The sequence below is a fragment of the Arthrobacter sp. CAN_A1 genome, assembly GCF_015751665.1.
In the GTDB taxonomy this organism is placed as follows: domain Bacteria; phylum Actinomycetota; class Actinomycetes; order Actinomycetales; family Micrococcaceae; genus Arthrobacter_D.
In genome coordinates this window covers 73896-96129 of sequence record NZ_JADOUR010000001.1, presented here as the reverse complement: position 1 = coordinate 96129, position 22234 = coordinate 73896, and the positions used below count along the sequence as shown (strand labels likewise).

General features: G+C 67.5%; 19 protein-coding genes. 8 read left to right on the top strand and 11 right to left on the bottom strand.

The annotated features are described in order from the left end of the window. Positions 1 to 81 precede the first annotated feature (81 nt). The 3 genes from IWX62_RS00445 to IWX62_RS00435 all read right to left on the bottom strand — a co-directional run bounded on the left by IWX62_RS00445 (position 82) and on the right by IWX62_RS00435 (position 2280). Positions 82 to 933 carry a DUF6707 family protein gene (locus tag IWX62_RS00445; RefSeq protein ID WP_196839395.1) on the bottom strand — a complete coding sequence of 284 codons (852 nt, stop codon included), beginning with the start codon at positions 931 to 933 and terminating at the stop codon, positions 82 to 84. A 3-nt stretch (positions 934 to 936) separates the two neighbouring features. After that, positions 937 to 1476, bottom strand: a complete 540-nt coding sequence (locus tag IWX62_RS00440; RefSeq protein WP_196839393.1) for an NUDIX hydrolase family protein — start codon at positions 1474 to 1476, stop codon at positions 937 to 939. 123 nt (positions 1477 to 1599) lie between these two features. Continuing rightward, a complete protein-coding gene (locus tag IWX62_RS00435; RefSeq protein WP_196839391.1) occupies positions 1600 to 2280 on the bottom strand; it encodes a VOC family protein in 681 nt (226 codons plus the stop codon). Between the two features lie 62 nt (positions 2281 to 2342). Here IWX62_RS00435 and IWX62_RS00430 point away from each other — a divergent pair, with 62 nt between their 5' ends. From IWX62_RS00430 to IWX62_RS00415, 4 genes are all read left to right on the top strand, one after another. Then, positions 2343 to 2933: a YdeI/OmpD-associated family protein gene (locus tag IWX62_RS00430; RefSeq protein WP_196839389.1), complete on the top strand. Its 591-nt coding sequence runs from the start codon at positions 2343 to 2345 to the stop codon at positions 2931 to 2933. Between the two features lie 103 nt (positions 2934 to 3036). Then, a complete protein-coding gene (locus tag IWX62_RS00425) occupies positions 3037 to 4092 on the top strand; it encodes an iron ABC transporter substrate-binding protein (protein ID WP_196839387.1) in 1056 nt (351 codons plus the stop codon). A 25-nt stretch (positions 4093 to 4117) separates the two neighbouring features. Beyond that, entirely contained in the window at positions 4118 to 5692 is a 1575-nt protein-coding gene (locus IWX62_RS00420; protein ID WP_196839385.1) for an ABC transporter permease, read from the top strand. Then, a complete protein-coding gene (locus IWX62_RS00415; protein ID WP_196839384.1) occupies positions 5689 to 6756 on the top strand; it encodes an ABC transporter ATP-binding protein in 1068 nt (355 codons plus the stop codon). Before IWX62_RS00420 ends, IWX62_RS00415 begins: the two co-directional genes overlap by 4 nt. On the opposite strand, the gene IWX62_RS00410 is transcribed toward IWX62_RS00415, so the two are convergent. After that, positions 6708 to 7835, bottom strand: a complete 1128-nt coding sequence (locus tag IWX62_RS00410; protein ID WP_196839382.1) for a glycoside hydrolase family 76 protein — start codon at positions 7833 to 7835, stop codon at positions 6708 to 6710. The genes IWX62_RS00415 and IWX62_RS00410 overlap by 49 nt on opposite strands. 170 nt (positions 7836 to 8005) lie before the next feature. Between IWX62_RS00410 and IWX62_RS00405 the strand changes: the two genes are divergently transcribed. The 3 genes from IWX62_RS00405 to IWX62_RS00395 are packed head-to-tail and all read left to right on the top strand — an operon-like array spanning position 8006 to position 10328. Continuing rightward, a complete protein-coding gene (locus IWX62_RS00405; RefSeq protein WP_196839381.1) occupies positions 8006 to 8782 on the top strand; it encodes an SDR family NAD(P)-dependent oxidoreductase in 777 nt (258 codons plus the stop codon). A 32-nt stretch (positions 8783 to 8814) separates the two neighbouring features. Beyond that, positions 8815 to 9978 (top strand): acyl-CoA dehydrogenase family protein, encoded by a 1164-nt coding sequence (locus IWX62_RS00400; protein ID WP_196839379.1) that lies wholly within the window; start codon positions 8815 to 8817, stop codon positions 9976 to 9978. Between the two features lie 44 nt (positions 9979 to 10022). Further along, positions 10023 to 10328 (top strand): hypothetical protein, encoded by a 306-nt coding sequence (locus tag IWX62_RS00395; protein WP_196839378.1) that lies wholly within the window; start codon positions 10023 to 10025, stop codon positions 10326 to 10328. Here the strand turns inward: IWX62_RS00395 and IWX62_RS00390 are convergent. The 6 genes from IWX62_RS00390 to IWX62_RS00365 form a co-directional block, all read right to left on the bottom strand. Beyond that, positions 10270 to 11490 (bottom strand): hypothetical protein, encoded by a 1221-nt coding sequence (locus IWX62_RS00390; RefSeq protein WP_196839376.1) that lies wholly within the window; start codon positions 11488 to 11490, stop codon positions 10270 to 10272. The two genes, IWX62_RS00395 and IWX62_RS00390, sit on opposite strands and share 59 nt — an antisense overlap. Continuing rightward, on the bottom strand, positions 11441 to 12088 hold the full coding sequence (locus IWX62_RS00385; protein ID WP_333483121.1) for a DedA family protein: 648 nt from the start codon (positions 12086 to 12088) through the stop codon (positions 11441 to 11443). Before IWX62_RS00385 ends, IWX62_RS00390 begins: the two co-directional genes overlap by 50 nt. 69 nt (positions 12089 to 12157) lie before the next feature. Then, entirely contained in the window at positions 12158 to 13066 is a 909-nt protein-coding gene (locus IWX62_RS00380; protein WP_196839817.1) for an RluA family pseudouridine synthase, read from the bottom strand. A 68-nt stretch (positions 13067 to 13134) separates the two neighbouring features. Continuing rightward, on the bottom strand, positions 13135 to 15084 hold the full coding sequence (locus IWX62_RS00375) for a DUF6541 family protein (RefSeq protein ID WP_196839374.1): 1950 nt from the start codon (positions 15082 to 15084) through the stop codon (positions 13135 to 13137). Between the two features lie 28 nt (positions 15085 to 15112). Continuing rightward, complete coding sequence (locus IWX62_RS00370) at positions 15113 to 15919, bottom strand: Fpg/Nei family DNA glycosylase (protein WP_196839373.1); 807 nt, start codon at positions 15917 to 15919, stop codon at positions 15113 to 15115. Further along, positions 15912 to 20801: an ATP-dependent helicase gene (locus IWX62_RS00365; protein WP_442859220.1), complete on the bottom strand. Its 4890-nt coding sequence runs from the start codon at positions 20799 to 20801 to the stop codon at positions 15912 to 15914. The genes IWX62_RS00370 and IWX62_RS00365 overlap by 8 nt, the downstream gene beginning before the upstream one ends. 63 nt (positions 20802 to 20864) lie before the next feature. On the opposite strand from IWX62_RS00365, the gene IWX62_RS00360 reads away from it, so the two are divergent. Further along, positions 20865 to 21401, top strand: coding sequence for a hypothetical protein (locus tag IWX62_RS00360; RefSeq protein ID WP_196839371.1), 537 nt, complete (start codon positions 20865 to 20867; stop codon positions 21399 to 21401). A gap of 78 nt (positions 21402 to 21479) precedes the next feature. Here IWX62_RS00360 and IWX62_RS00355 read toward each other — a convergent pair whose 3' ends face one another. Continuing rightward, positions 21480 to 22166 carry a DUF4232 domain-containing protein gene (locus IWX62_RS00355; RefSeq protein WP_196839370.1) on the bottom strand — a complete coding sequence of 229 codons (687 nt, stop codon included), beginning with the start codon at positions 22164 to 22166 and terminating at the stop codon, positions 21480 to 21482. Positions 22167 to 22234 lie beyond the last annotated feature (68 nt).

Here is a 22234-nt window from a genome sequence, read left to right as displayed (position 1 = left end):
CCGCAGGAGTCAGCGCTCCAGAGCGTTCCTGGACGGTTCGAGAGGGTCCCCGAGAGGGTCCCCTGGAGCGTTCCTGGAACGCTACAGGGCGCGGATTGCGAGGAGTTCGTTGTGGATCCGCCGGGTCAGTTCCTCGGTCGTCAACGTCTCGGAACCGCCGTGGGAGCGCAGGTAAAACAGTGCGGTCAGCCGCACCACCCGCCAGTCCTTCTCAGCCGCCGGATTCCCGGCGGCGGCGGCGCGGCTAATCTCCGGGTCGTAGAGGTTGGGGGCGTTCAGCTGGCGTTGCCGGACCGCCCCCGCCAGCTTGGCTTTCAGGGGGTCGGTTTCGGCGTCGTCGGCAGTCCGCAGTGACGCCGAGTAGGCATCTGCGCGGGCGGGGTCGCCGTCGTCGTAGGCCAGATACGACGCGAGAGCCAACGCTCCCTCGATCCACTTCCAGCGGCCAAAGTTGCCGTCAAACGGCAGCGGGGTGAGCAGGTCACAGACCCGCTGCGCGTTGGTCGCATCAGCGAAGTCAACCAGCAGGCTCAGCGCCAGGTCATGGACGTCCTGCAGATTGCTCCCCGACTTGACGTTCACGCCGTTGGAGAGCCGCTCGGCAATGCCCTGCAGCTGGGTGCTCTCCGGGTGCACGGATACCGCGTGGGCAATGACCGCCTCGGGGGTGCCGTCCTGGGCGGGGATCGAGCCTGCCCCCGCTTCGGCGTCGTCGACGGCAATCTGAACCTGTGAACCGGTGGCGATACGAAGCGTGTCGCCGGAGTCCAGAGTCGCGACGACGACGGCGGGGGTACCGAAATCGTCATTCTCAATGTCGGTGCCCACCACCTTGGTGGGCTCCGCGCCGGCAGGACCGATGATGTGGTGACCGGCGGTGACGGCTTCGGCGCTGAGCCTGCGCACCCGGGTCGGTTTCCGGTTTTTGCTCACCGGTTAGCGTCCCCAGCCCGCGTAGGCCAGCGCCTGGCGGAGTAGTCCACCGCGTCCACCCGAGAATTCGGACTGAACGCCGGGGCTGAGCGCCTCGTCTGGAGTCATCCAGGACAGCTCCAACGCGTCCTGGCGCGGCTGGCATTCGCCGGTGACGGGGATGAGGTACGCGAGGGCGACGGCGTGCTGCCGGTCATCGGTCATCCCGGTCTCTGACGGCGACGGGAAGTATTCGGCGACGGTGAACGGGACAGGGCAGGGCGGCAGTTGGGGGAGGGCAAACGGGCCCAGGTCCTTTTCCAGATGACGGACCAGCGCGGCGCGGATGGTTTCCCGGTACATCACCCGCCCGGACACGAAGGTCCTGACCATCTCGCCCTGATCGTTGGCCTGCAGCAGCAGCCCAACCTCGGTGACATATCCCAGCGAGTCGCAGCGCACCGGAATGGCTTCCACATAGACCATGGGGAGGCGGCGGCGGGCTTCGTAGAGGTCATCTTCCGAAAGCCACCCGGGATTGGGGTCAGGGGTGCGAACGTTCATACTTTGTTGTATCGCAGACGGGGCCCCGATGGCGGGCGGCGCGCTGCGCTTCGGCCCTTGGCTGAATCCGGGGGCACTGGCTGGCCGGTCGCAGTGGGATGCTGCGGCGGGCTTGGCGGACGGTCAACGGCGCGTACACCGCGGCCGGGAAATGATCATCTGTTCACCCGACGGGAGCGGAACCTGCAGCAGTGCACCGGCGCTGGCCAACACTGCAGGAAACCCGGCGCCCAGCACCCTGTCGCGGAGGCTGGGGAGTTCCCCCGTGTACTCGAAGCCCACGTCCACGCGCTGATGATCCCCCGCACGGACCGACACCAGGCCCCCGTTTTTGGCGACGAAATCCACCCAGCCGTCCTGGCCGGCAGGTTGCGGCCGCGCGCCGATGTCGCCCAGCACCTTCGCCGCAGCCCGGGGCTCCGGCGTGTGCCAGACACCCACCACGGTGAGATTCGGGTCGGCGCCGGAACGGGCCGCCCGCTCACCCTGATGGACGGTGAACGCTACGCCGGGTGCCGTGACCTGGACAATTTTTGCGTGGACCGCTGTGCCGCCGTCAGGCTCGGCCAGCTCCGCCGTCGTCCCGCTCTCCCGGGTGCGGCGTGCAAATTCGGCCAGGTCCCCCGCCTCGAAGCCGATCCGGTTCCGCCCGTCCCCGGCGCGGCGGAGGGCAATCCGGCCACCACCGGCGTCGTAAAGTGTCTCGCCAGCAGTTCCTTCAGCAGGTAGCAGGCCGAGGGTGCGGAAGAGGGCCGCCATCCGCTCGTTGTCGGTGGTGATCATCGTGGGACGGACCCGCAGCATGAGGTTTCTCCAGATTCCTGGGTGGGGGAGCTCAGCGAAGCCCAGAGGATTACAGTAGCCCCATGAAGGCCGAACTGCCCGAATTGCTGATTCCTGATGCTGCCGCGTGGAAGGAATGGCTTGACGCCCACCACTCGACCTCCCCGGGGGTCTGGCTGATCCTGCACAAGAAGGGCGGCTCGGTCACCGACCTGACCTACCCGGCGGCGCTGGATGAGGCGCTGTGTGTGGGGTGGATCGACGGCCAGGCCCGGCGGCGGGACGACGGAAGCACGTTCCAGCGGTTCACCCCGCGCGGGCCGCGCAGCATCTGGTCCCTGCGCAACATCGGTTACATCGAACGGTTGACCGCCGAGGGGCGGATGACTCAGGCAGGGCATGACGCCGTCGCCACCGCGCAAGCCGACGGCAGGTGGGCGCGGGCCTACGCCGGACCGGCGACGGCCCAGGTTCCCGCGGACCTGGCTGCCGCCATCGCCGCGGACCCGTCAGCGCAGGCCATGTTCGACGTCCTCTCCTCCCAGAACAGGTACGCGCTTATTTTCCGCCTGGGCCAGCTGAAAACCGAGGCTGCCCGGGAGCGGAATATCGTGAAATTTGTGGCCATGCTCGCCAGGCACGAAACGCTCTACCCCCAGCGCAAACAGCCCTGACGCCCCGTCACACCTATTAGGTCACATTTGTGTGACTAATTCGGTGCTGATTCCGTGTAAGGTAATCCTTACCCCCATTGGATTCCCCTCGGAGATATCACTTATGACCAACAGATTTGCCGCCCTCGCCGCTGGTGCCACCCTGCTCGCCCTCGTGGGCTGCGGGGCGTCAGGAGACCCAGCCGCGGAGCAGGAAAGTTCAGCACCCGCCGTCGAGGCGGAGAGCGACGACGCGCTGACCCTCTATTCGGGTCGGGATGAAGAGTTGATCCAGCCCCTTATCGACATGTTCGAGGAAACCAGCGGCATTTCGGTGGACGTTCGCTACGGCAACACCGCCGAGCTGGGCGCCCTGCTGCTCGAAGAGGGTGAGCAGACCCCCGCCCAGGTGTTCCTGTCCCAGGATGCCGGTGCGCTCGGCGCTCTCGGCAGCGCGGGTCTGTTCACCACCCTCCCTGAGGACGTCACGGCGAGCGTCCCCGCCGGTTTCACCTCCACCGATGACAGCTGGGTTGGAGTCACCGGCCGCGCTCGTGTCATTGTGTACGACGGCGAAGAGCTCGCCGCTGACGACGTGCCCGTCACCGTCGACGAACTCACCACCCCCGAGTGGGCTGGCCGGGTAGGAATCGCCCCCTCGAATGCCAGCTTCCAGGCGTTCATCACCGCGTACCGGGTGCTGAAGGGCGAGGAAGCAGCCGACGAGTGGGTAGCAGCGCTGGCCGCCAACGATCCGCAGATCTTCGAGAACAACGGGGCGGTGCTGACCGCCGTGAATGACGGGGTGGTCGACACCGGACTGATCAACCACTACTACTGGTTCGGTCAAGCAACGGAAATCGGCGAAGAGAACATGCGCGCCCAGCTGTCCTACCCGGAGGCCGGAGACCCGGGCTCCATCGTCAACGTCACCGGAGCGGGAATTCTCTCCGGTGCCGCTCAGGACGCCGACGCCCTCGAATTCGTCGAGTTCCTGGTCTCAGCTGAAGCACAGCAGTATTTCGTCGACGAGACGTTCGAATATCCGTTGGCGGAGGGTGTTGAAGCCCCCGAGGACCTTCCAGCGTTGGACTCGCTGGTCAACCCTGACCTTGACCTGTCCGATCTTGAGTCACTTGAGGCGACTCAGGAACTGCTCAGCAAGCACGGCCTGATCTGATCTCACGGAGCAGGTGACACACCCGATGAGCATGGTCCGCGAAGGACGTGCCGGCACTTCGCCGGTACGTTCTCCGCGTGCGCCACGGGCCAAAGCCCCGGGATGGCTGCTGGTGCTGGCCATCCTGTGTGCCTCGACCGCAGCCATCCCGCTGGTTTATCTCGTGGCACGCACCACCGACGCCGGGTTCGCTGAATTCGCCGACACCCTCCTCAGGGCGAGGGTGCTGCAGCTGGCGCTGAACTCGGTACTGCTCGCCGCAGCAGTGACCGGTTCCTGCCTGGTGCTGGGTACCGCATCGGCATGGGCGCTGACCCGGGTCCGCATCCCCGCACCCCGGGCGATGCTGCTGGTATCGGCGCTGCCCCTCGCCGTCCCGTCCTACCTGGCCGCCTACGGCTGGCTGGTTTGGCTGCCCACCCTGGACGGTTTCTTTGCGAGCTGGCTGATCATGACCGCCGTCTGCACCCCCTACGTCACCTTGCCGGTGGTCGCAGCACTCCGTGGCGCGTCCGGTGAGCTGGAGGCGGTGGCCCGTACCCTGGGCCGCGGCCCCTGGGGAGCTTTCCGCTCCGCCACCTGGCCGCGGGTCCGCCCCGCGGCCCTGGCCGGAGCGCTCCTCGTTGCCCTGTACACGCTGTCCGATTTTGGCCTGGTGGCCATGCTACGGTTTCAGACCCTGACCTGGGGCATCAACTCCGCCTATGGCGCCAGCTTCGATCGAAACCAGGCCGCCCTGCTGGCTCTCATGCTGGTGGCCCTGGCGCTGACCGTGGTCGCCGGAGAGAAACGATTCCGCGGCCAGGCCGGCCAGGGCACCGGTCGCGGCCGGATGCCGCTGGTCCCGGCCGGCCGGTGGGTCACCGCGGCTCTCGCCCTGGTGCTGGCTGCACCGCTGGTCGGCGTCGCTGTTCCCGTCGCCGGGCTCACCAGCCGCCTGGTGGAAGCCCAGACCCTGCGGGAACTCGACGTCGCGCGCCTCGGTGAGGCCATCGGGACCACCCTGGGCCTCGCCGTTGCCGGCGCGCTCGCCGCCGTGATGCTGGCACTCCCCATTGCCGTCCTGGCGGCGCGGTACCGGGGTCGTCTGGTCGCCGCCGTGGAGGCAGTGGGTTTCCTTGGCCATGCCCTGCCCGGGATTGTGGTGGGCCTGGCTCTGGTGTTCTTTGCCCTTGCCGCAGTCCCGGCCCTCTACCAAACGGTTGTGGTGCTCATCTTCGGGTACGCCGTGCTGTTCATGCCGAAGGCCATCGGCACGATGCGCAGCGGTATCGCGGCGGTACCGGGGAATCTGGTTGATGTGTCGCGGATGCTGGGGCTGTCCCCGCTCCAGTCGTGGTGGCGGGTGACAGCCCGGCTGGCACTCCCCGGCATCGGGGTAAGCGCGCTACTGGTGGCCATCTCCGTCATGAAAGAATTACCTGCGACGCTGCTGCTGCGCCCCACGGGCACATCCACTCTCGCCACTGAGCTGTGGTCACGGACCACAGTGTTTGAATTTGGGGCGGCCGCACCCTACGCGGCAACCTTGGTGCTGCTCGCCGCCGTCCCGGCGGTGGTGCTCTCCGGGTTCCGGGGCGTCGCGAAGGAGGATCTGTGAGTTGGGTAGTCATTGACGGGCTGCGTGTTGCCTACGGCGCCACGACGGTGCTCGACGGCGTCCATCTGGAGATCCCCCGGGGCTCCCTGACCGCTGTGCTCGGCCCGAGCGGCTGCGGCAAGACCACCCTGCTGCGTGCCATTGCCGGCCTGCTTCCTGCGACCGGCGGCACCATCAGTGTGGGCGAGAAGTTGCTGTCCTCACCGACAGTCCAGCTGGCCCCGGAAAAACGCGGGGTGGGCTGGGTGCCGCAGGATGCCTCCCTTTTTCCCCACTTGTCGGTGGGGGACAACATCGGGTTCGGGCTGAAGCGCAACCCGGACCGGGCCCGGCGGATCGCCGACCTTGCCGCACTCGTTGGCCTCGACGAGCTGCTGGACCGCGCCCCGTCCCAGCTGTCCGGCGGTCAGGCCCAGCGGGTGGCGCTGGCCCGCTCCCTTGCGCCCCGGCCCGATCTGGTGCTCCTCGACGAACCGTTCGCCGCTCTTGATCCCCAGCTACGGTCCACGCTGCGCCGCGAGGTTGCTGACCTGCTCCGCGGACAAAGCAACACCAGCCTCCTGGTCACCCACGACCAGGAGGAGGCGCTGTCCCTGGCCGACTACGTTGCGGTGATGCGTGACGGCCGGATCCTGCAGTGGGGTACCCCCCGCGAGGTGTACGAGCGGCCGGTCAGCCGGTGGGTGGCAGCGTTTGTCGGTGACACGGTGGAAATGGACGGCTACTGGTCCGGCGGTCTGGTGCAGTGCGGTCTTGGACTGGTGGAGGCCGAGATGGCCGACGGCAGCGAACCGAAGGACGGCTCGCCGGTGTGCGTCATGCTCCGCCCGGAATGGCTGCATGTAGAGGGCGGTGGAACCGAAGCGACTGTCACCTCAGTGGCCTACGCGGGCCACGACGCCCTCGTCAGTGTCGAACTGACCACCGGGCTGACCGTCCGCGCCCGGATGGCCGCCCCGGATCTGCCGACCCGCGGCGACCGGGTATCGCTGGGCATCAGGCATCGTGCGCTCGCCTACTCCAAGACCTCGGCGTCGCCCGTCGCGCCGGCAGTCACGCGGTAGGCGGCCTCCAGGATTATCCACGTCTGTAACTGCGTGGATAATTCGGCGCCGCCGGTGACCGCGTCGTCGCCCGTCCCTGCCGGGAAGGACAGCACCGCGGCCTTGGAATCCCGACGTCGGCCGCGGACTGCCGGGGCGTCCACAGCGGTGCGCCCCGCCCACAACGAGTCCGCCGTCGTCGTCACCAGTGCTGCGGCAGTGCGCCGGGCGGCGCCCGGCAGGGAGGAATCCAGTGCGGCGAGACCGAGATAGCGGACCAGGATTCCGGTGAACAGGCCGCCGTCGCCGCCTCCATGCGTGATCAGAACCCCGTCGACTGCCAAATGTTTCCCGACGGCGGCGACCAGGTCAGCGGCGACGGTCAGGTTGGCGGTGCCACCCAACGCCAGGAGGGCACCAAGAACCGGACCCTGGTTGTAGGTGTACACGGCGGGGACCAGCACTTCGCTGCCGGCCGTGAGCCGGATCCCATCCCGGTACAGGCCTGTCTGTCGATCCCTGAGCCGGAGCCCCAGCCAGTCCACCAGGTCCTGTGCCCGTCCCGGATCGTCCCGCCGGGCGAACACCAGGGCCGCGGGGCCGGTGGCGGGGGTGTTTTTGAAGTCGCGATCGGTATTCCAGTAGAGTCCGCCGCCCAGGTCCGGCGTCTGCGCCGACCTCAAGGCTCGTTCCAGGGCAGGAAGGGCCCGTCCGCCGTCCCCACCCAGCCGGTATAGCCGGTCCACCGCGAGGGCCAGCCAGGCCATGTCGTCGTAGTAGGAATTGGTCCAGCGCAGTCCGTTGCGCAGGAGGATCCCGCGCAGCAGTCGCCGGGCGGTAAGTGCGGAGGCGGGATGACCTGCGGCCTCACCCCGGTCGGATTCCCGTTGGGCTGCGTCAACCAACGCATCAAGGTAATGGGCCTGCCACCAGTAGTGCCAGGCAGTGCCGGAACGCCCACGGGGACTCCGGATGGTGCCCAGATGGGTTCCCGGTAGCCCGAAAAGCCGGTGGCCGAAGCGGGATTGGACGGACTCTGCGGCGGCCCCGGCACGCAAACCCGCCGCACGGATCTGGGGTTCCTCCCCCGAAGTGAGCATAAATCCACCCTAACCGGACAGTGCGCGACAGGTATTGAGCAATCTGCCAACCCGCGCGTCCATCGGGTGCAGTATGGGCTGCGTCACAGTAGTGTTTGGTGGGCATCAGGTTCCACCTGAGCCCGCAAAACCGACAGATCGCCCAACGGCACCGAAGCCCAGGAGACTCCATGGACATCACCAATACTGTGGCACTGATCACCGGGGGCGCCTCAGGCCTGGGCCAGGCCACCGCTAGGAAACTGCACGACGACGGCGCCATCGTGGTCCTCGTCGACCTGCCGCAATCCGCCGGCGCCCAGGTCGCCGCCGAACTCGGCGACCGTGCAGTGTTCGCCCCGGCCGACGTCACCGACCCCGCCCAGGTGCAGGCCGCCGTCGACGCAGCCGTAGCACTGGGTCCGCTGCGCACCGTGGTCAACTGCGCAGGGATTGCCACGCCCGGCAAGGTTCTCGGACGCGACGGGGTGCTTCCCCTGGAGCAGTTCGCCAGGGTCATCAACATCAACCTGATCGGCACGTTCAACGTGATCCGGCTGTCCGCCGCAGCGATGGCGGCCACCGACCCCGTCTCCCCACCGGACGGTTCCCCCGAACGCGGAGTGATCGTGAACACTGCTTCGGTCGCGGCGTTCGACGGGCAGATCGGCCAGCCAGCCTATGCCGCCTCCAAGGGTGCCGTCGCTGCGATGACCCTGCCCATCGCGCGGGAACTCGCCCGTTCGCTGATCCGGGTGGTCACCATCGCGCCGGGAATCTTCGAAACCCCGATGATGGCCGGGTTGCCGCAGGAAGCGCAGGATTCCCTGGGCGCGCAGGTCCCCCACCCATCGCGGCTCGGCAAGCCCGCCGAGTACGCGGCCCTGGTCTCACACATTGTGCAGAACCAGATGCTCAACGGCGAAACGATCCGCCTCGACGGTGCCATCCGAATGGCACCGAAATAGCTGCCACCGCAGCTCCAGAAAGGAACAGCTCAATGGAGAGCACCCTCCCCTCCGCCGATTTCATGGGCTTCGAATCCCTGCTCAGCGACGCCGAGAGCGCGAAGCTCGACGACGTCCGTGATTTCCTCGACAAGGAGGTGGCGCCGTCGGCCGAAGAGTGGTGGAACCGGGCGGAGTTCCCCATCGAGGTGCTTCCCAAGCTCGCCGCCCTGAACCTGAGCACCCCGGTCCAGCAGGGGTACAGCTACCTGTTCAGCGGTATGGTGATCGCTGAAATGACGCGGGCCGACACCTCACTCGCCACCTTTTTCATGGTGCACCACGACCTGTTCGTGGAGGCGCTGCACGAATTCGGTTCCGAGGACCAGAAAGCCCGGCTTCTCCAGGACGCCATGGACCTGAAGATCACCGGGGCGTTCGCGCTCACCGAACCGCTGCACGGCTCCGATGTGGCTGGCGGGCTCTCGACCACCGCAACGCGCGACGGCGACACCTGGGTCCTGAACGGTGCCAAACGCTGGATCGGCAATGGCACCTTCTGCGACTACATGCTGCTGTGGGCGAGGGACACCGCGGACGGGAGCATCAGGGGTTTTATCCTCGACGCGACGCTGCCCGGGGTGACCCGCACGCGGATTGAGAACAAGATTGCGTTGCGCACCGTCCAAAACGCTGACGTGCTGTTGGATAACGTCAGGGTGCCCGAAGCGGACAGGTTCGCCGGGATCAGCACCTTCGGGGACACCCGCCGGTTGCTGCGTGGATCGCGGATCCTGGTGGGCTGGCAGGCGGTGGGCCAGCAGTTGGCCGCCTTCGACGTCGCCCGCCAGTACGCCGTGGACCGCCACCAGTTCGGGCGGCCCATCGCCGGGTTCCAGCTGGTGCAGGATCAGCTGGTACGCATGCTCGGCAACACGACCGCCAGCCTGGGCATGATGGCCCGGGTGGCCCAACTGCAGGAAGACGGGGGCGGGGACATGCCCCAGGCGGCGCTCGCGAAGGCGTACACGACCGCCCGGATGCGCGAGACAGTCGCCCTGGGGCGCGGAATCCTTGGCGGCAACGGCATTACCACCGACTTCCGGATGGCCAAGATCTTCGCCGACGCCGAAGCCATCTTCACCTATGAGGGGTCCTACGAAATCAACACGCTCATTGTCGGACGGGCCATCACCGGGCTGTCGGCGATCAATTAGATCCGGCCGCTAACACCTGGACCCCGCAATGGCAGACTTATCCCATGCCGTCATTCCGCACCGAGCTCGACATCATGGGCCTGCTCCCAGGACACGCGCCGGAGGCCGTCATGGACTCCGCCGAGGCGGCTCTGGGTGCCGCCCATCTGGTGGAAGCGAAACAGCTCGACGTGGTAGCGGGTACGCCTCGGATCACCTTGAGGTTCCTCGTCGAGGAAACCGGTTATGAGACCGGAGCCCGGCAGGCGATCCAGGCCGCAGTCACTATGCGGCACGCGGTGGAGCGCGTAGCTACGGTCGGGCCTCTGCGGGTTCTCCGTCGTCGTAGAAATCGATGGGAGCGACTGTAGCCATCTGCCGTGCGCGGAGTTCTCGGCGGTACGCGTGGTCCACCCGGTGCCGCCTCGAGCCAGCGGAGATGATCAGCAGGAAGACGCCCAGCCCGGCGGCGAAGGCCACCGGCGTCGATTGAAGGTCACCGAACAGGCGCACCGGAACCACGCATGCCAACCCCCAGCCCACTGCCAGGGCGACGGCGATCCGACCCCGATCGGTCATGCACACAGCCATCGCGGCCAAGGTGAGCAGAACTATCCCAGCAAGCGCCCAACGTTGAGCTCCCCACCCCAGCCAGTCGACACCCTGTGTCGTCAGCACCGCCGCGATCTGCACCGCAGTGGTGACGCCGGCCCACCCCAGGAACAGGCCAAGCGGTACATCAACCAGGGCGCCTTCACGCCGGGTCTGTGCCGGGTAGTGGTTCAGCCAGCGCAGGGATCCCACCAGGGTGGCCAGCAGCAGTACGATCGTGACCAGGCTGGCGGTTCCAAGATTCCGTTGAACACTAAGTGCCCAGGCCGCTGTCATCAGCGTCGCTGCGGCAACCAGCCACCCTAGTCCGCGGTGGCGGGGGCTGCGCCGCTGGGATGGCAGCCACTGGTGCGCCGTGTACCCCAGCAGACCGACGCCGATCAGCAGCCACAGATAGTGCGCCGGCGCGGCGGGGGAGATCAGGGTTGCCTCGGGGTCGAATGTTCCCAGGGAAGTGCCGCGGATATCCGGTCCGCCGAATGCGCCGGCGGTGCTGGCCGCGCCCAGGCCGGCACCCAGCACCACAACAGTCACAGCAATCCGCCGGACCAGATCCGGGTCCCAGGAGCCCACCTGCTTGACCACCGCGGAGCCACTTTGCCCCACCCGGCGCGCGGCAGCCCGGGGTGCGTTGCTCCCGTTCCCCGCTGGACCCGACGGGGAAACTGCGTCCTCCGGTGGGGTCCGGGCGGTGCTCGATGATTGCGGTACAGGCGACGCAGCCGCCGGAGTGTCGGCGGCAGTTCCCGGAGCCGTGACGCCGGCGGGTCGCCCGGCCCGGAGCCGCTCCAAGACCGGCGACGTCGATCCCGGTGCGGGTGCCTCAGCCGCAGTCCGGGGCGGCACGGATTCCGAGGTGACCGCCGGCAGGCTAGTCGGTTTGTTCGGCAGCCGGGGGACGGGCGGGGTCGGGGTGCTCATCAGTGGTTCTCACCTTCCGGCGTTGCTTGAGCGCGAGGAATGCTGCAATTACAAGTCCCACCAGAGTACCTATACCCATTCCGAGGAGGGCACTGACCCAGAGCGGGAACCCCGTGGTGGCGTCGGTGATGTAGCCCAGCATGACCAGCCACGATGCCCACAGGATCCCCCCGACGGCGGCGCACGCGAGGAACGGCCGAAGCGGAAGGCTGGCGATCCCCGCCGCCGCGACACCGGCCGACCGCCCGGCCGGAAGGAATCTTAGGGCGATGAGCCCCGCGTAGGTAGGGGACTTTCCCGCTTTCTCGACCGCGTTCCGGATGCCCCGGTGGATGCCGCGACCCCACCGGAACCTGTCCAGCCAGGATGTCAGCCGGTTGCGGAACAGCAGGTACAGGACGATGTCCCCCAGCCAGCTTCCTAGGGTTGCAGTCAGGAGGGCCACCGGCAGGAGGAGGGTGCCCTCGGACGCCATGGTGCCGGACGCGATCACCAGAAACTCGGAGGGCACGGCGGGAATGAAAACGTCGATCACGACGACGATGAAGGTCAGGGGATGGAACAGCGGTGACCATGCTCCGAGATCGGTAAGGTCCACGGTTCCAATCTACAGGTGCCCCACCGGGCGCGGTCCAGGGTGGCCTACCTGCTGGGTGTACTGAGACAGCTAGGTGAAGGCCTGGAGCTGCAACCGGCTGTCAAAACGACGGGCGACCCCGCTGAGGGGGTCGGTGAACGATATGGTCTTCGCGAGTAGCTGCAGCGGTTTGGTGTAGTCGTCGGGTGCCTGCGGGTAGAGGACCGGGTAAAACGGATCGTTGGTGATCCCCAGCCCGAGGCCAGCCATGTGCAGGCGAAGCTGGTGGGTCTTGCCGGTGTGCGGGGTGAGCCGGTAGCGGCCGTGCCCGTTCCGTTCTTCGACGAGGTGCACCAGGGTCTCAGTGTTGGGCTCACCCTCCACTTCCTGGGCGAGCAGATAGGTACGGCTCTTCACGATGCGGCTGCGGACCACCCGCGGGTGGTCCATCAGGTCCAGGGAGGGGTCAACTGGGGCAGCCGCCTCGTATTCCTTGGAGATGAGCCGGTTCTCGAATAAAAGCTGATAGTTTCCCCGGGTGGCCGGGTTGGTGGAGAACAAGAGGATTCCGGCGGTGAGCCGGTCCAGACGGTGCATCGGGATCAGATCGGGGAGGTCCAGCTGGACCCGCAGCCGGACCAGAGCCGACTCGGCCACGTACTGGCCGCCCGGGGTGGTCGGCAGAAAATGCGGTTTATCCACCACCAGCAGGTTTTCATCCTGATGCAGGATTCCCACCTCTACCGGAAGGCGCACCTCAACTGGCAGCTCCCGGTAATACCAGATGAAGGTGTGCTCGGTGAGAGGGGTGGTCCGGGTCAGCCGCTCACCGTTCAGCGCGACCACCTCGCCCCGGTCGAAACGGGCGGCGATCCCTTCAGGGTCGACATGGCCCCACCGGTCCAGGATGTAGTCGAGTGCGGTTCCCCAGGGCCCCTCGGCGGGCAGGCGCAACCGGGTGGCGTTGACACCGTCGCGGACGGGAAGGGGGGATTGCATCACCCATCAACTGTACGCGCCGTGTACTCAGGATCAGGATCAGGAACGGGAGGCAAGGCAACGGCTGGCTAGCCGCAGCCCACAATCCGGTACAGGGACGCCTCCCCCTCCCGGTCCGCCAGTTCAAAGCCCGCGCCGGGGGAGAGATCGCTGAGGCCGGAGAAGATGGGGGCGTGACCACCGTGGACCGAGGCAGTCCCGAAATCCAGGACAAATGCCGTGTTGGTGCTTCGCACAGCGTCGCAGACCGCCGGGTTCCGCCGCATGGTGTCCAGCTCGTCAAAAATGAGTTTTGCTTCCGGGGTCGCCGGACTGATGCCATAGGGCAGCAGGGACGCACGCCCGGCGAAGGCATAGGACAGTGATGCCCCGGTCAGCGGCTGGCCCGCAATCACCGCGTCGGCGGGGACCAGGTCAGGCAGCCGTTCGATCAGGGCCAACTCGTCCATGGTCAGCAACCGTGAGTCCTCGGTGTACCGGTAGTGGAAGGCCGCCTCGCTCACCGCGCGCTGCACGGCAAACAACGGTGCCACGGCCAGGCCGATCACCACCATCGCAGCCGTGACTGCCGGCAGGAACCATCCCGGCTCGGGCGTACTGCGCGTGGCACGTACCCGTTGAAGGCCACGGACCGCGGAACTGGCGATCGCCACGCCACCGATACTCGCCACCAGGAGTCCTGCGGGTGCGAGCATGGCGCTGATCCGGAAATAGTCGTTGTACCAGGCACCAGCGACGATCCACCGCAGGGTGGGCTGCTCCTGCCAGCTGCCGAGGACAAACAACGCACCGGCCACCAGATACATGACGATGACCCACCGATGGCTCCGCAGATACAGCACGACGGCGGCGCCCACTGCGGTGAGGATGGTTGCCAGCATAGCCGCCGGCCGTCCCAGGGGGCCGTGGAGGAGGACCTCAGAGATGGCGCCACCGGCGTCGCCCATCTGGGCCCAGTTTTCTGAACTGCTTTGGGCGGGACGGACAGTCATCCAGAGCACAGCCGACAGCACCACAAATGAGGCGGCGCCGATGGCGGCCGCCAGCCGCCGTCGACCGTGACCCGTGCGGGCGGTCCGATAGGCCACCGCCAGCACGGCGGGTGCCGACAGGGCCAGCAGCCCCAGCAGGGATGACGGGTGGGCCAGTAATAGCCCGGGCAGGAGACCCACCAGGAGCATCACGGTACCGAAGCGTCTGAGCTGCACCTCGGCGCCGGCTCCCACCAGCTGAATGACCAGGCCAAGCGCGGCTGGGAGGATGGCGATGGACAGCATGAACGGGTACACGACCCCGAATTCCAACAACAGGTAGGGAAAGGAGCTATAGGCGGTGGAGAGGACACCGGCGACCAGGAGGGGAAGGGCGCGCTCGCCGGTCAGCCGGGTGACCAGGAAGAGGCAGCCGACAGTCCAGATTCCGGTGATCAGCACCAGATTGGTCACGTTGATGGCTGCGGCCAGGGGAATGCCCGAGGTGGCGATGACCAGTGAAACGACAGCGTGCCAGCCAGCCGGGTAGAACGTTCCCTCCCGGGTTCCGAGGTACCCGAGGGTCAGCGACGAGGAGTTGGAGGTCTCGGTGATGTAGCGCAGGGCATTGAGATGGAAAATGTTGTCGTGGGACTGGGCGATGTTTTCGGGAGACCCGAACATCCAGAACATCCACGCCGCCACCGGCACCGCGCCTACCGCCCACGCGATGAGAACGGTCCGTGTTCGCGCCTGCTGTTCGGCCCCTCCGATGGGGCCGTGCATCAGGTGCCCGGCGCCGCGGCGCAGCAACCACAACGCACCCGCCACCGCCACGGTGACGGCCAGCACCGGTAGCAATGTCCAGTCGACTCCAGCGAAGGCAGCAACCTCAGCGGACACCACCACCGCGGTGATACTGAAGGGCCCGGCAAGAGCCAGCAGTGTGAGCCGCCGCAGCCCCAGCGCGGCACCCCAGGCCAGACCGGGCCCAAAGACCACAACCAGGGCAACAACAAACGCGGGGAGGGTTGCTGCCCAGCTCATAGGTCCTCTCGGATGGTGGCGGAAATGCTCATTCGGATGCTGCCGGTCTGGCCGGCTGACAATACGGACAGTAGTACAGGTCCCGCAACTCGAGCTCGTTGTCCCCGAGCTGTTCCAGCGTCACCTTGGTGCCGCACCGCAGGCAGCCGCGGTGCTCCCGGCCGTAAACCCACAGCGTGTCGCCCCTCAGGTTGCCGGTGGTGGCACGGGTGGATCGCGCCTTGTTCGCTTCGAGAAGTTTCTTGGCCAGGGCCACCATGCGCGTCAGGTTAGGGACGCCGGCCACCGGAGTCAGGGGGTGCACTCCGGCGAGGAAACACAGCTCACACCGATACACGTTGCCAATCCCCGCAAGGTTCCGCTGGTCGAGCAGGGCCAACCCGATCGCCCGGTCAGGCTGGGACAGCAGACGGCGCAGCACCTCATCGGGATCCCAATCCGGGCCCAGGAGGTCGGGGCCCAGATAACCCACCGCCTCGTTCTCCGCGGATTGGGGGAGGACTTTCAGGAATCCCAGTTCGAATCCCACCGCCGCGGACTCGGCGGTCTCAAGAATGCAGCGTGCCTTGAACGCCGGGCGCCGCCATTTCACTCCTTTGGGGTAGATGTGCCAGAGACCCTCCATTTTCAGGTGCGAATGGATGGTGAACCCGTCGTTGTCGCCCACCCGGATTAGGAGGTGCTTGCCGCGGGCGACCACGTTCTGTACCGTCTGGCCCGTGAAGTCGACTGTGGCAAACCGGGGTACCCGGATATCGCAGCGGGTCAGCGTCCGGCCGGCCAGGGCTGCATTCAGTTCGCGGGCTGCCCGCCAGACGGTATCTCCCTCAGGCACGGATCCTCAGCCCCCGCGGTGTGGAGTAGAAGCCGGCAGCGGTCAACGCGCGTCCTACCTCTGAGTCCAGGACCGGTTCGCCGTTGACCTTCTCGATCGCCATCTTTTCCGCCGCACCCCGGCGGATCACCGCGACCAGCGCGCCAGCCGCCGCATGCAGGGCCGCCGAATCCTCAGTGAAGGCCAGCACTGTCTTGCCACCCCGCTCCACGTAGAGGGCCAGTTTGCCGTCCTGCAGGATGACCAGTGCACCAGCCTTCCGGCCCGGGCGGTGGCCGCCGTCGGACGAGGGCCAGGCCAGAGCGGCGCCGTAGGGGTTGGCCGGGTCGGTTGCGGCGAGGGCAATCGAGGACCGCACGACGTCCGGGTCCTCGCCGGGGCGGCGCTCCTGCTGGGCATCGGCGCCGAACGAGCGCAGGCGGTCAACCGTGGCGGGAACAGCGAACTGCGCGGCACCGAGATGCTCAATGAAGTACCCGCGCCGGCACCGGCCCATTTCCTCGAGGCGGGCCAGCACCTTGTACTGCAGGCCGAAGCCGCCGGGGGTGCCTTCGCTGCCCACCGACCCGCGGGTGACTACCCCGTACCGGTCCAGCAGCAGTTCCGCGGTGGCGTGGGCGTGGACCGTGGTTTCCGCCTCGACCGGTGGCAGGACGGTCCAGCGGCCCGCCGCCATGGGCGGGGTGCTGCGCTGGTAGCCGCGGACGCCGTCGTCGTTCCCGGAAACGCGCAGGGAGGATCCGGTCAGCGACGCACCGGGGGCGCGTCCCAGCCGGCCGACCCGCGACGAGCGGGCCCGCGGTGGTGCGGCGCGCTGCTTGTGGGCAGTCTTCCCGCCGGCGAGCAGGCTGCGCACCGGCGTGAATGTGTCATTGCTGATCCGGCCGGCCCACACCAGTTCCCACAGTGCGTTGACCACGTCCGTGTCGTTCCGTGGCGTAGCGGAGTCCAACGATTCGGCGAGCTGCCTGAAGAAGTACGCGCCGCCCCGGCCGAGGAGGTCGAGGAGGTTCAGCTGCAGGGCTGAGGGGTCGAACACCGGGTCCGGTCGGAGGGTGAGTGGCGCGTTTTCGGCCAGGTGCAGGGCAATCCAGCCGTCGTTGCCGGGGAGCGACCCGGCCCCGGACCAGACCACCTCCCCGGTTGCGGTGAGCTCGTCGAGCATCGCCGGCGTGTAGTTGGCTACCCGGGAGGCGAGGATGAGGGGCTCCCACGCCGATGCGGGGATGGGCACCCCCGAGAGTTGGTCGACCACGGTTGCCACCCCGTCCAAGCCGCGAAGGCTGGACCCAACATGCTGCCAGGACGGCAGGAACCTGCCGTAGGCTGCGGGGTCCACCGGCTCCACTTCCTGCCGCAGCGCAGCCAGGGACCGGCGGCGGAGCCTGCGCAGCACCTCGACGTCGCACCACTCGCTGGGCGCTGCTGTGTGGCCCGTGGTTTCGGCAGTGCCTTCGGGGAGGGAGGCCACAGGGCGGAACTCACCCTCGACCACCCGGCCGTCAGCGGCCAGCCGCTGCAGCGCGGTCAGCACTACGGCCACGCCGAGGCCAAGCCTCTGTGCGGTCTCCGCGGCGGTGAATGGTCCGTGGGTCCGGGCGTACCGGCCCACCAGGTCGCCGAGGGGATCCGCCACGGGTTCGATGAACGCCAGCGGGATGCCCATAGGGAGAGGAACACCCAGCGCATCGCGCAGCCTGGCGGCGTCTTCGACGGCCGACCAGCGTTCCTCGCCGGCAATGAAAACCTGCAGGGCCCGGTTGGCCTGGGCGAGCTGGGTGAGGAGCGGCCCCACGTCCTCGGGGGTGGGGGCGTCGCCGGACTCCTCGGGAGCCTGGAAGCGATCGGCCACTTCCTGCGTGGTGAGCGGGCCAAGGAGGCGCAGCAGGTCTGCGACGCCTTCCAGCCCGCGCACGGTACGGTCCGGCGCGAGCCGCTGCAGCTCACTTTCGGTGGTGGTGATGACCTGCGGATCGAGCAGCTCGCGCAGTTCCGCGCGTCCCAGCAGCTCGTTGAGGAGGGTGGGGTCCAGCGACAGGGCCGCGGCACGCCGTTCGGCGAGCGGTGAATCGCCCTCGTAGAGGAAGGAGGCCACATAGCCGAACAGCATGGACCGGGCGAACGGCGACGGCTGCGAGGTGGTCGTTTCGACGATCCGCAGTTCCCGGCGCTCGATGCTGGCCGCGATGTCCTTCAGGGCGGGCAGGTCGTACACATCCTGCAGGCACTCGCGGACCGTTTCGAGCACGATCGGGAAGGTGGGGTATTTCCGGGCGACGTCGAGGAGTTGCGCGGAGCGCTGGCGTTGCTGCCACAGGGGGGAGCGTTTCCCGGGGTTCTGGCGGGGCAGCAGCAGGGCGCGCGCAGCACACTCACGGAACCGTGAGGCGAATAGGGCGGAGCCGCCCACCTCGGTGGTGACAATCCCGTCGAGTTCCTCGGCGTCGAACAGGAACAGATCGGCGCCGGGCGGTTCGTCGTCCATTAGGGGCACCCGCAGCACAATGCCATCGTCGGATGCCATCGCGGACCCGTCCATGCCGTACCGCTGCTCCAGGCGGGCTCCGACGGCGAGCGCCCATGGAGCGTGCACCGGCATGCCGAACGGGCTGTGCAGAATGACACGCCAATCGCCGAGCTCGTCGTGGAACCGTTCGACTACCAGGGTGCGATCGTTGGGGACAATTTCGGTGGCTGCCCGCTGTTCGGCGAGGTAGGTCAGCAGGTTTCCCGACGCCCAGTCGTCCAGCCCGATCGCCTTGCACCGGGCCTGCGCGTCCTCGGGGCTGGCGGTAGAGGTCTCACGGACAAACGCCCCGACGGCGCGGCCCAGTTCCACCGGCCGGCCCAGTGAATCGCCCTTCCAGAACGGCAGCCGTCCGGGCTGCCCGAACGCGGGGGACACGAGCACCCGGTCGTGGGTGATGTCCTCGATCCGCCAGCTGGTGGCACCCAGGGCAAACACGTCGCCCACCCGGGACTCGTAGACCATCTCCTCATCGAGTTCACCGACCCGCCGCCCGCCCTGTTTGCCACCGGTGCCGGGTTCGGCGGAGCCCACCAGGAAAACACCGAAGAGCCCCCGGTCGGGGATGGTGCCGCCGGAGGTGACCGCCAGGCGTTGGGCGCCGGGCCGCCCAGTGATGGTGCCTTCCACCCGGTCCCAGATGATCCGTGGGCGCAGCTCGGCGAACTCGTCGGACGGGTAGCGCCCAGCCAGCAGGTCGAGGGTGGCGTCGAAGGCGGAGCGCGGCAGGGTGGCGAAGGGCGCCGACCTGCGGACGACGTCGAACCATTCCTCAACATCGATGGTGCCGAGAGCAGCCGCTGCCACCGTCTGCTGCGCCAGGATGTCCAGTGGGTTGGCGGGAATGTAGAGCGGCTCGATCTTCCCGGCGAGCATCCGCTCAACGGTGACAGCTGTGTTCACCAGGTCGCCGCGGTGTTTGGGGAAAAGCACTCCCTGAGAGACTTCGCCCACCTGGTGCCCGGCGCGGCCCACCCGCTGCAGCCCGCTGGCTACCGAATAGGGGGACTCCACCTGGACCACCAGGTCAACGGCGCCCATGTCGATGCCGAGTTCCAACGACGACGTTGCGACAACACAGCGCAGTCGCCCGGATTTGAGGTCATCCTCAATCAGCGCCCGCTGGTCCTTGGACACGGACCCGTGGTGGGCGCGCGCCAGCAGTGGTTCAGCGCCCTCGGCCTGACCGGACTGTCCCATCAGCTGGGCCGGTGGTGACTGGGTGGGTTGGTCTGTAGTGGTCTTCCCGGCAGGCTCATCGGTCCCGGCGCCTTGTTCCGGTGCCGCGCGCAGTGCAGCGGCTTCGAGGCGATCGGCGTGGATCTCGTTGAGGCGGGCGGTGAGGCGTTCGGCCAGCCGGCGGGAGTTGGCGAACACGATCGTGGAGCGGTTGGCCTGAATCAGGTCGACGATTTTCTCCTCGACATGCGGCCAGATGCTGCCCTGCGGCACGGCGTCGGCGCCGTACGCATCGTCGTCGTCTCCAGTGTTTTGTGTCGGCGGCCCGCCGAGCTCGGTCATATCCTCGACCGGCACGGTGACCGTCAGGTCCCACTGCTTTTTCGAGGGCGGCGCCACAATCTCCACCGGCGCGTTGCCGCCCAGGAAACGGGCGACGGTTTCCTGCGGCTCAACCGTGGCGGAGAGCCCGATGCGCTGTACCGGCGTGTCCAGCATCGCGTCCAGCCGGGCCAGCGACACGGCGAGGTGTGCCCCGCGTTTGGAGCCGGCGACCGCGTGGACCTCATCAATGATGACCGTGTCGACGTCGGTCAGCGTCTCCCTTGCCTTGGAGGTCAGCATGAGGAACAACGATTCGGGGGTGGTAATGAGAATGTCCGGCGGCCGGGTCAGCAGTGCCCGCCGGTCCGCCTGCGAGGTATCTCCCGAGCGCACTCCCACGGTGATCACTGGCGCCGGAAGCCCCAGCCGTTTCGCGGTCTGGGTGATGCCGATCATTGGAGCGCGCAGGTTGCGTTCAACGTCGACGCCGAGTGCCTTCAGCGGTGAGATGTAAAGCACCCGGGTGCCACGCTTCTTCGCTGGCACCCCCTTGGCCGTCGGCTTCTTCTGGGCAGCAGCCTCGGCTTCAGCGGCGCCGGAGGCGATGAACTTGTCCAGCGCCCAAAGGAACGCCGCGAGGGTCTTGCCGGACCCGGTGGGCGCTATGACCAGGGCATTGGAGCCCGCCGAGATGGCGTTCCAGGCCCCCTCCTGCGCGGAGGTGGGCGCGGCAAATGCTCCAGCGAACCACTGATGGGTTGCGGGAGTGAACTTTTCCAGCACCGATGTCACCGATTCATCATCTCCCAGGCGGCTGACATTTTGCGACGCAGCGGGCCCAGGCTCCCGCATCACCGGCAAATCAGGGGTAGCTTCAGGGTAGATCGCCCCCGTTCCAGCAGGAAAGGATCACACATGAGTGGCCAGGTAGGCAACAACTGGGTTCCGATGGCCGGAGTGTCTGCCCTCTTTGTGGGCGGCGCCGTCGCGGGCATGATAGCCGGGGACAACACCGGTGCCGTGGCAGCCTACTTCGTCGTCGCAACCCTGGTGCTTATCCTGCTGGCGGCCCCGTGGCTGGTCCGTAATCCACCGGCAATCAACGCCAATTCCGGCACCTACCTGATCCTCGCCGTCGTCCTGGAGTTGGCGGCCCTGCTCGGCGGCTCCATTGCCGCCCTGCGCGGGCTCGGCGGCTGGCTGGTCCTGGGGGCCGGCCTGGTGGCCTACGGGCTGCTGGAACGTGGCCGGGTGATGGTGACGGCCGGAGCGTTCGCCGTGCTGGCCGGCGGCGTCGCCGTGATGGCGCACCAGAGCTGGCTCACCGTGACACTGCAATTGGTGGCGGCAGCGGTCTTTGCGCTCGCCGCAGGCCGGCTGCGGCACCTGTCGCTGTCACACCGGCGGGTGCCCGACGACGCACCCGAGTCCCCGGCTCCAGCCTTCCACTAAGGGCCGCTCCGTGAGGACGCTCTCCAATGAGCCTCCCCGTGAGGTCCGCCCCGTGAGAGCCTCCCCGTGAGGGGCTGCCTACATGGCAACGACCGGACCGACGGTCATCAAGATGATGTCCTCGGCCGCGCAGCCAAATGATTCCTGGACTGCCATCAACGAGTCGGTGGCGCCTGGCGGGTAGATGAGCACCCCCACGGTGTCGGTGACGACGCAGGCGTCTCCATAGTTCTGAGCGTTGGTCTGCTGCAGGGTGGCAATCGCCGACTGGCCTGGTTCCAGGATCACGGTGGGGGATTCGACGCCGGGTTCCCTGTCCGCGGGGGCCCCTATCTGTGCCCCCGACGCGTCCACATAGGACACCCCCGGGTACCCGGTCATGGTGCATTCGGCGTCAGAAGTATTCGACAGGATAAGGTTGCGCGCCGCGGTCCCTGCGCTTCCTGCGCCCATCGGTGTTTCCACCGTTGCTGCTAGATCGGCAGCCGTGCAGGCGCCGTTGGCCGGATCTGTGGGCTCAGCGGGAGCGTCAGCGGTGGGGCTCACTGTGGCCTCGGGCTCCGGCGAGGGCGATTCGCTGGGTTCCTCGGTGGGTTCCTCGGTGGGTGGCTCAGACGTCGGAGCGGCAGAGGTGGTTTCGGCCGGCGGCGCCGTCGTCGCCTGGTCGGTGGAGCCGGATGATCCGCATCCTGCAATCAACGCGATGGAACTGAAGGCCGCGAGAACGGCAGCTGCTTTGGACGAAGTCCGTGTGTGGGTACCCATGGACTCACCTTCGCCGGTGTTTGCCCCTGCGTCAATCGGCCGCAGTAATGAGTCGGCCGATTGACGCA

What these genes read in the sequence shown, in the direction of transcription:
- IWX62_RS00440 (WP_196839393.1), bottom strand. Translation starts at nt 1,476, where the DNA reads ATGAACGTTCGCACCCCTGACCCCAATCCCGGGTGGCTTTCGGAAGAT.
- IWX62_RS00435 (WP_196839391.1), bottom strand. Translation starts at nt 2,280, where the DNA reads ATGCTGCGGGTCCGTCCCACGATGATCACCACCGACAACGAGCGGATG.
- IWX62_RS00430 (WP_196839389.1), top strand. Translation starts at nt 2,343, where the DNA reads ATGAAGGCCGAACTGCCCGAATTGCTGATTCCTGATGCTGCCGCGTGG.
- IWX62_RS00425 (WP_196839387.1), top strand. Translation starts at nt 3,037, where the DNA reads ATGACCAACAGATTTGCCGCCCTCGCCGCTGGTGCCACCCTGCTCGCC.
- IWX62_RS00420 (WP_196839385.1), top strand. Translation starts at nt 4,118, where the DNA reads ATGAGCATGGTCCGCGAAGGACGTGCCGGCACTTCGCCGGTACGTTCT.
- IWX62_RS00410 (WP_196839382.1), bottom strand. Translation starts at nt 7,835, where the DNA reads ATGCTCACTTCGGGGGAGGAACCCCAGATCCGTGCGGCGGGTTTGCGT.
- IWX62_RS00405 (WP_196839381.1), top strand. Translation starts at nt 8,006, where the DNA reads ATGGACATCACCAATACTGTGGCACTGATCACCGGGGGCGCCTCAGGC.
- IWX62_RS00400 (WP_196839379.1), top strand. Translation starts at nt 8,815, where the DNA reads ATGGAGAGCACCCTCCCCTCCGCCGATTTCATGGGCTTCGAATCCCTG.
- IWX62_RS00395 (WP_196839378.1), top strand. Translation starts at nt 10,023, where the DNA reads ATGCCGTCATTCCGCACCGAGCTCGACATCATGGGCCTGCTCCCAGGA.
- IWX62_RS00390 (WP_196839376.1), bottom strand. Translation starts at nt 11,490, where the DNA reads ATGAGCACCCCGACCCCGCCCGTCCCCCGGCTGCCGAACAAACCGACT.
- IWX62_RS00380 (WP_196839817.1), bottom strand. Translation starts at nt 13,066, where the DNA reads ATGCAATCCCCCCTTCCCGTCCGCGACGGTGTCAACGCCACCCGGTTG.
- IWX62_RS00375 (WP_196839374.1), bottom strand. Translation starts at nt 15,084, where the DNA reads ATGAGCTGGGCAGCAACCCTCCCCGCGTTTGTTGTTGCCCTGGTTGTG.
- IWX62_RS00365 (WP_442859220.1), bottom strand. Translation starts at nt 20,801, where the DNA reads ATGCGGGAGCCTGGGCCCGCTGCGTCGCAAAATGTCAGCCGCCTGGGA.
- IWX62_RS00360 (WP_196839371.1), top strand. Translation starts at nt 20,865, where the DNA reads ATGAGTGGCCAGGTAGGCAACAACTGGGTTCCGATGGCCGGAGTGTCT.
- IWX62_RS00355 (WP_196839370.1), bottom strand. Translation starts at nt 22,166, where the DNA reads ATGGGTACCCACACACGGACTTCGTCCAAAGCAGCTGCCGTTCTCGCG.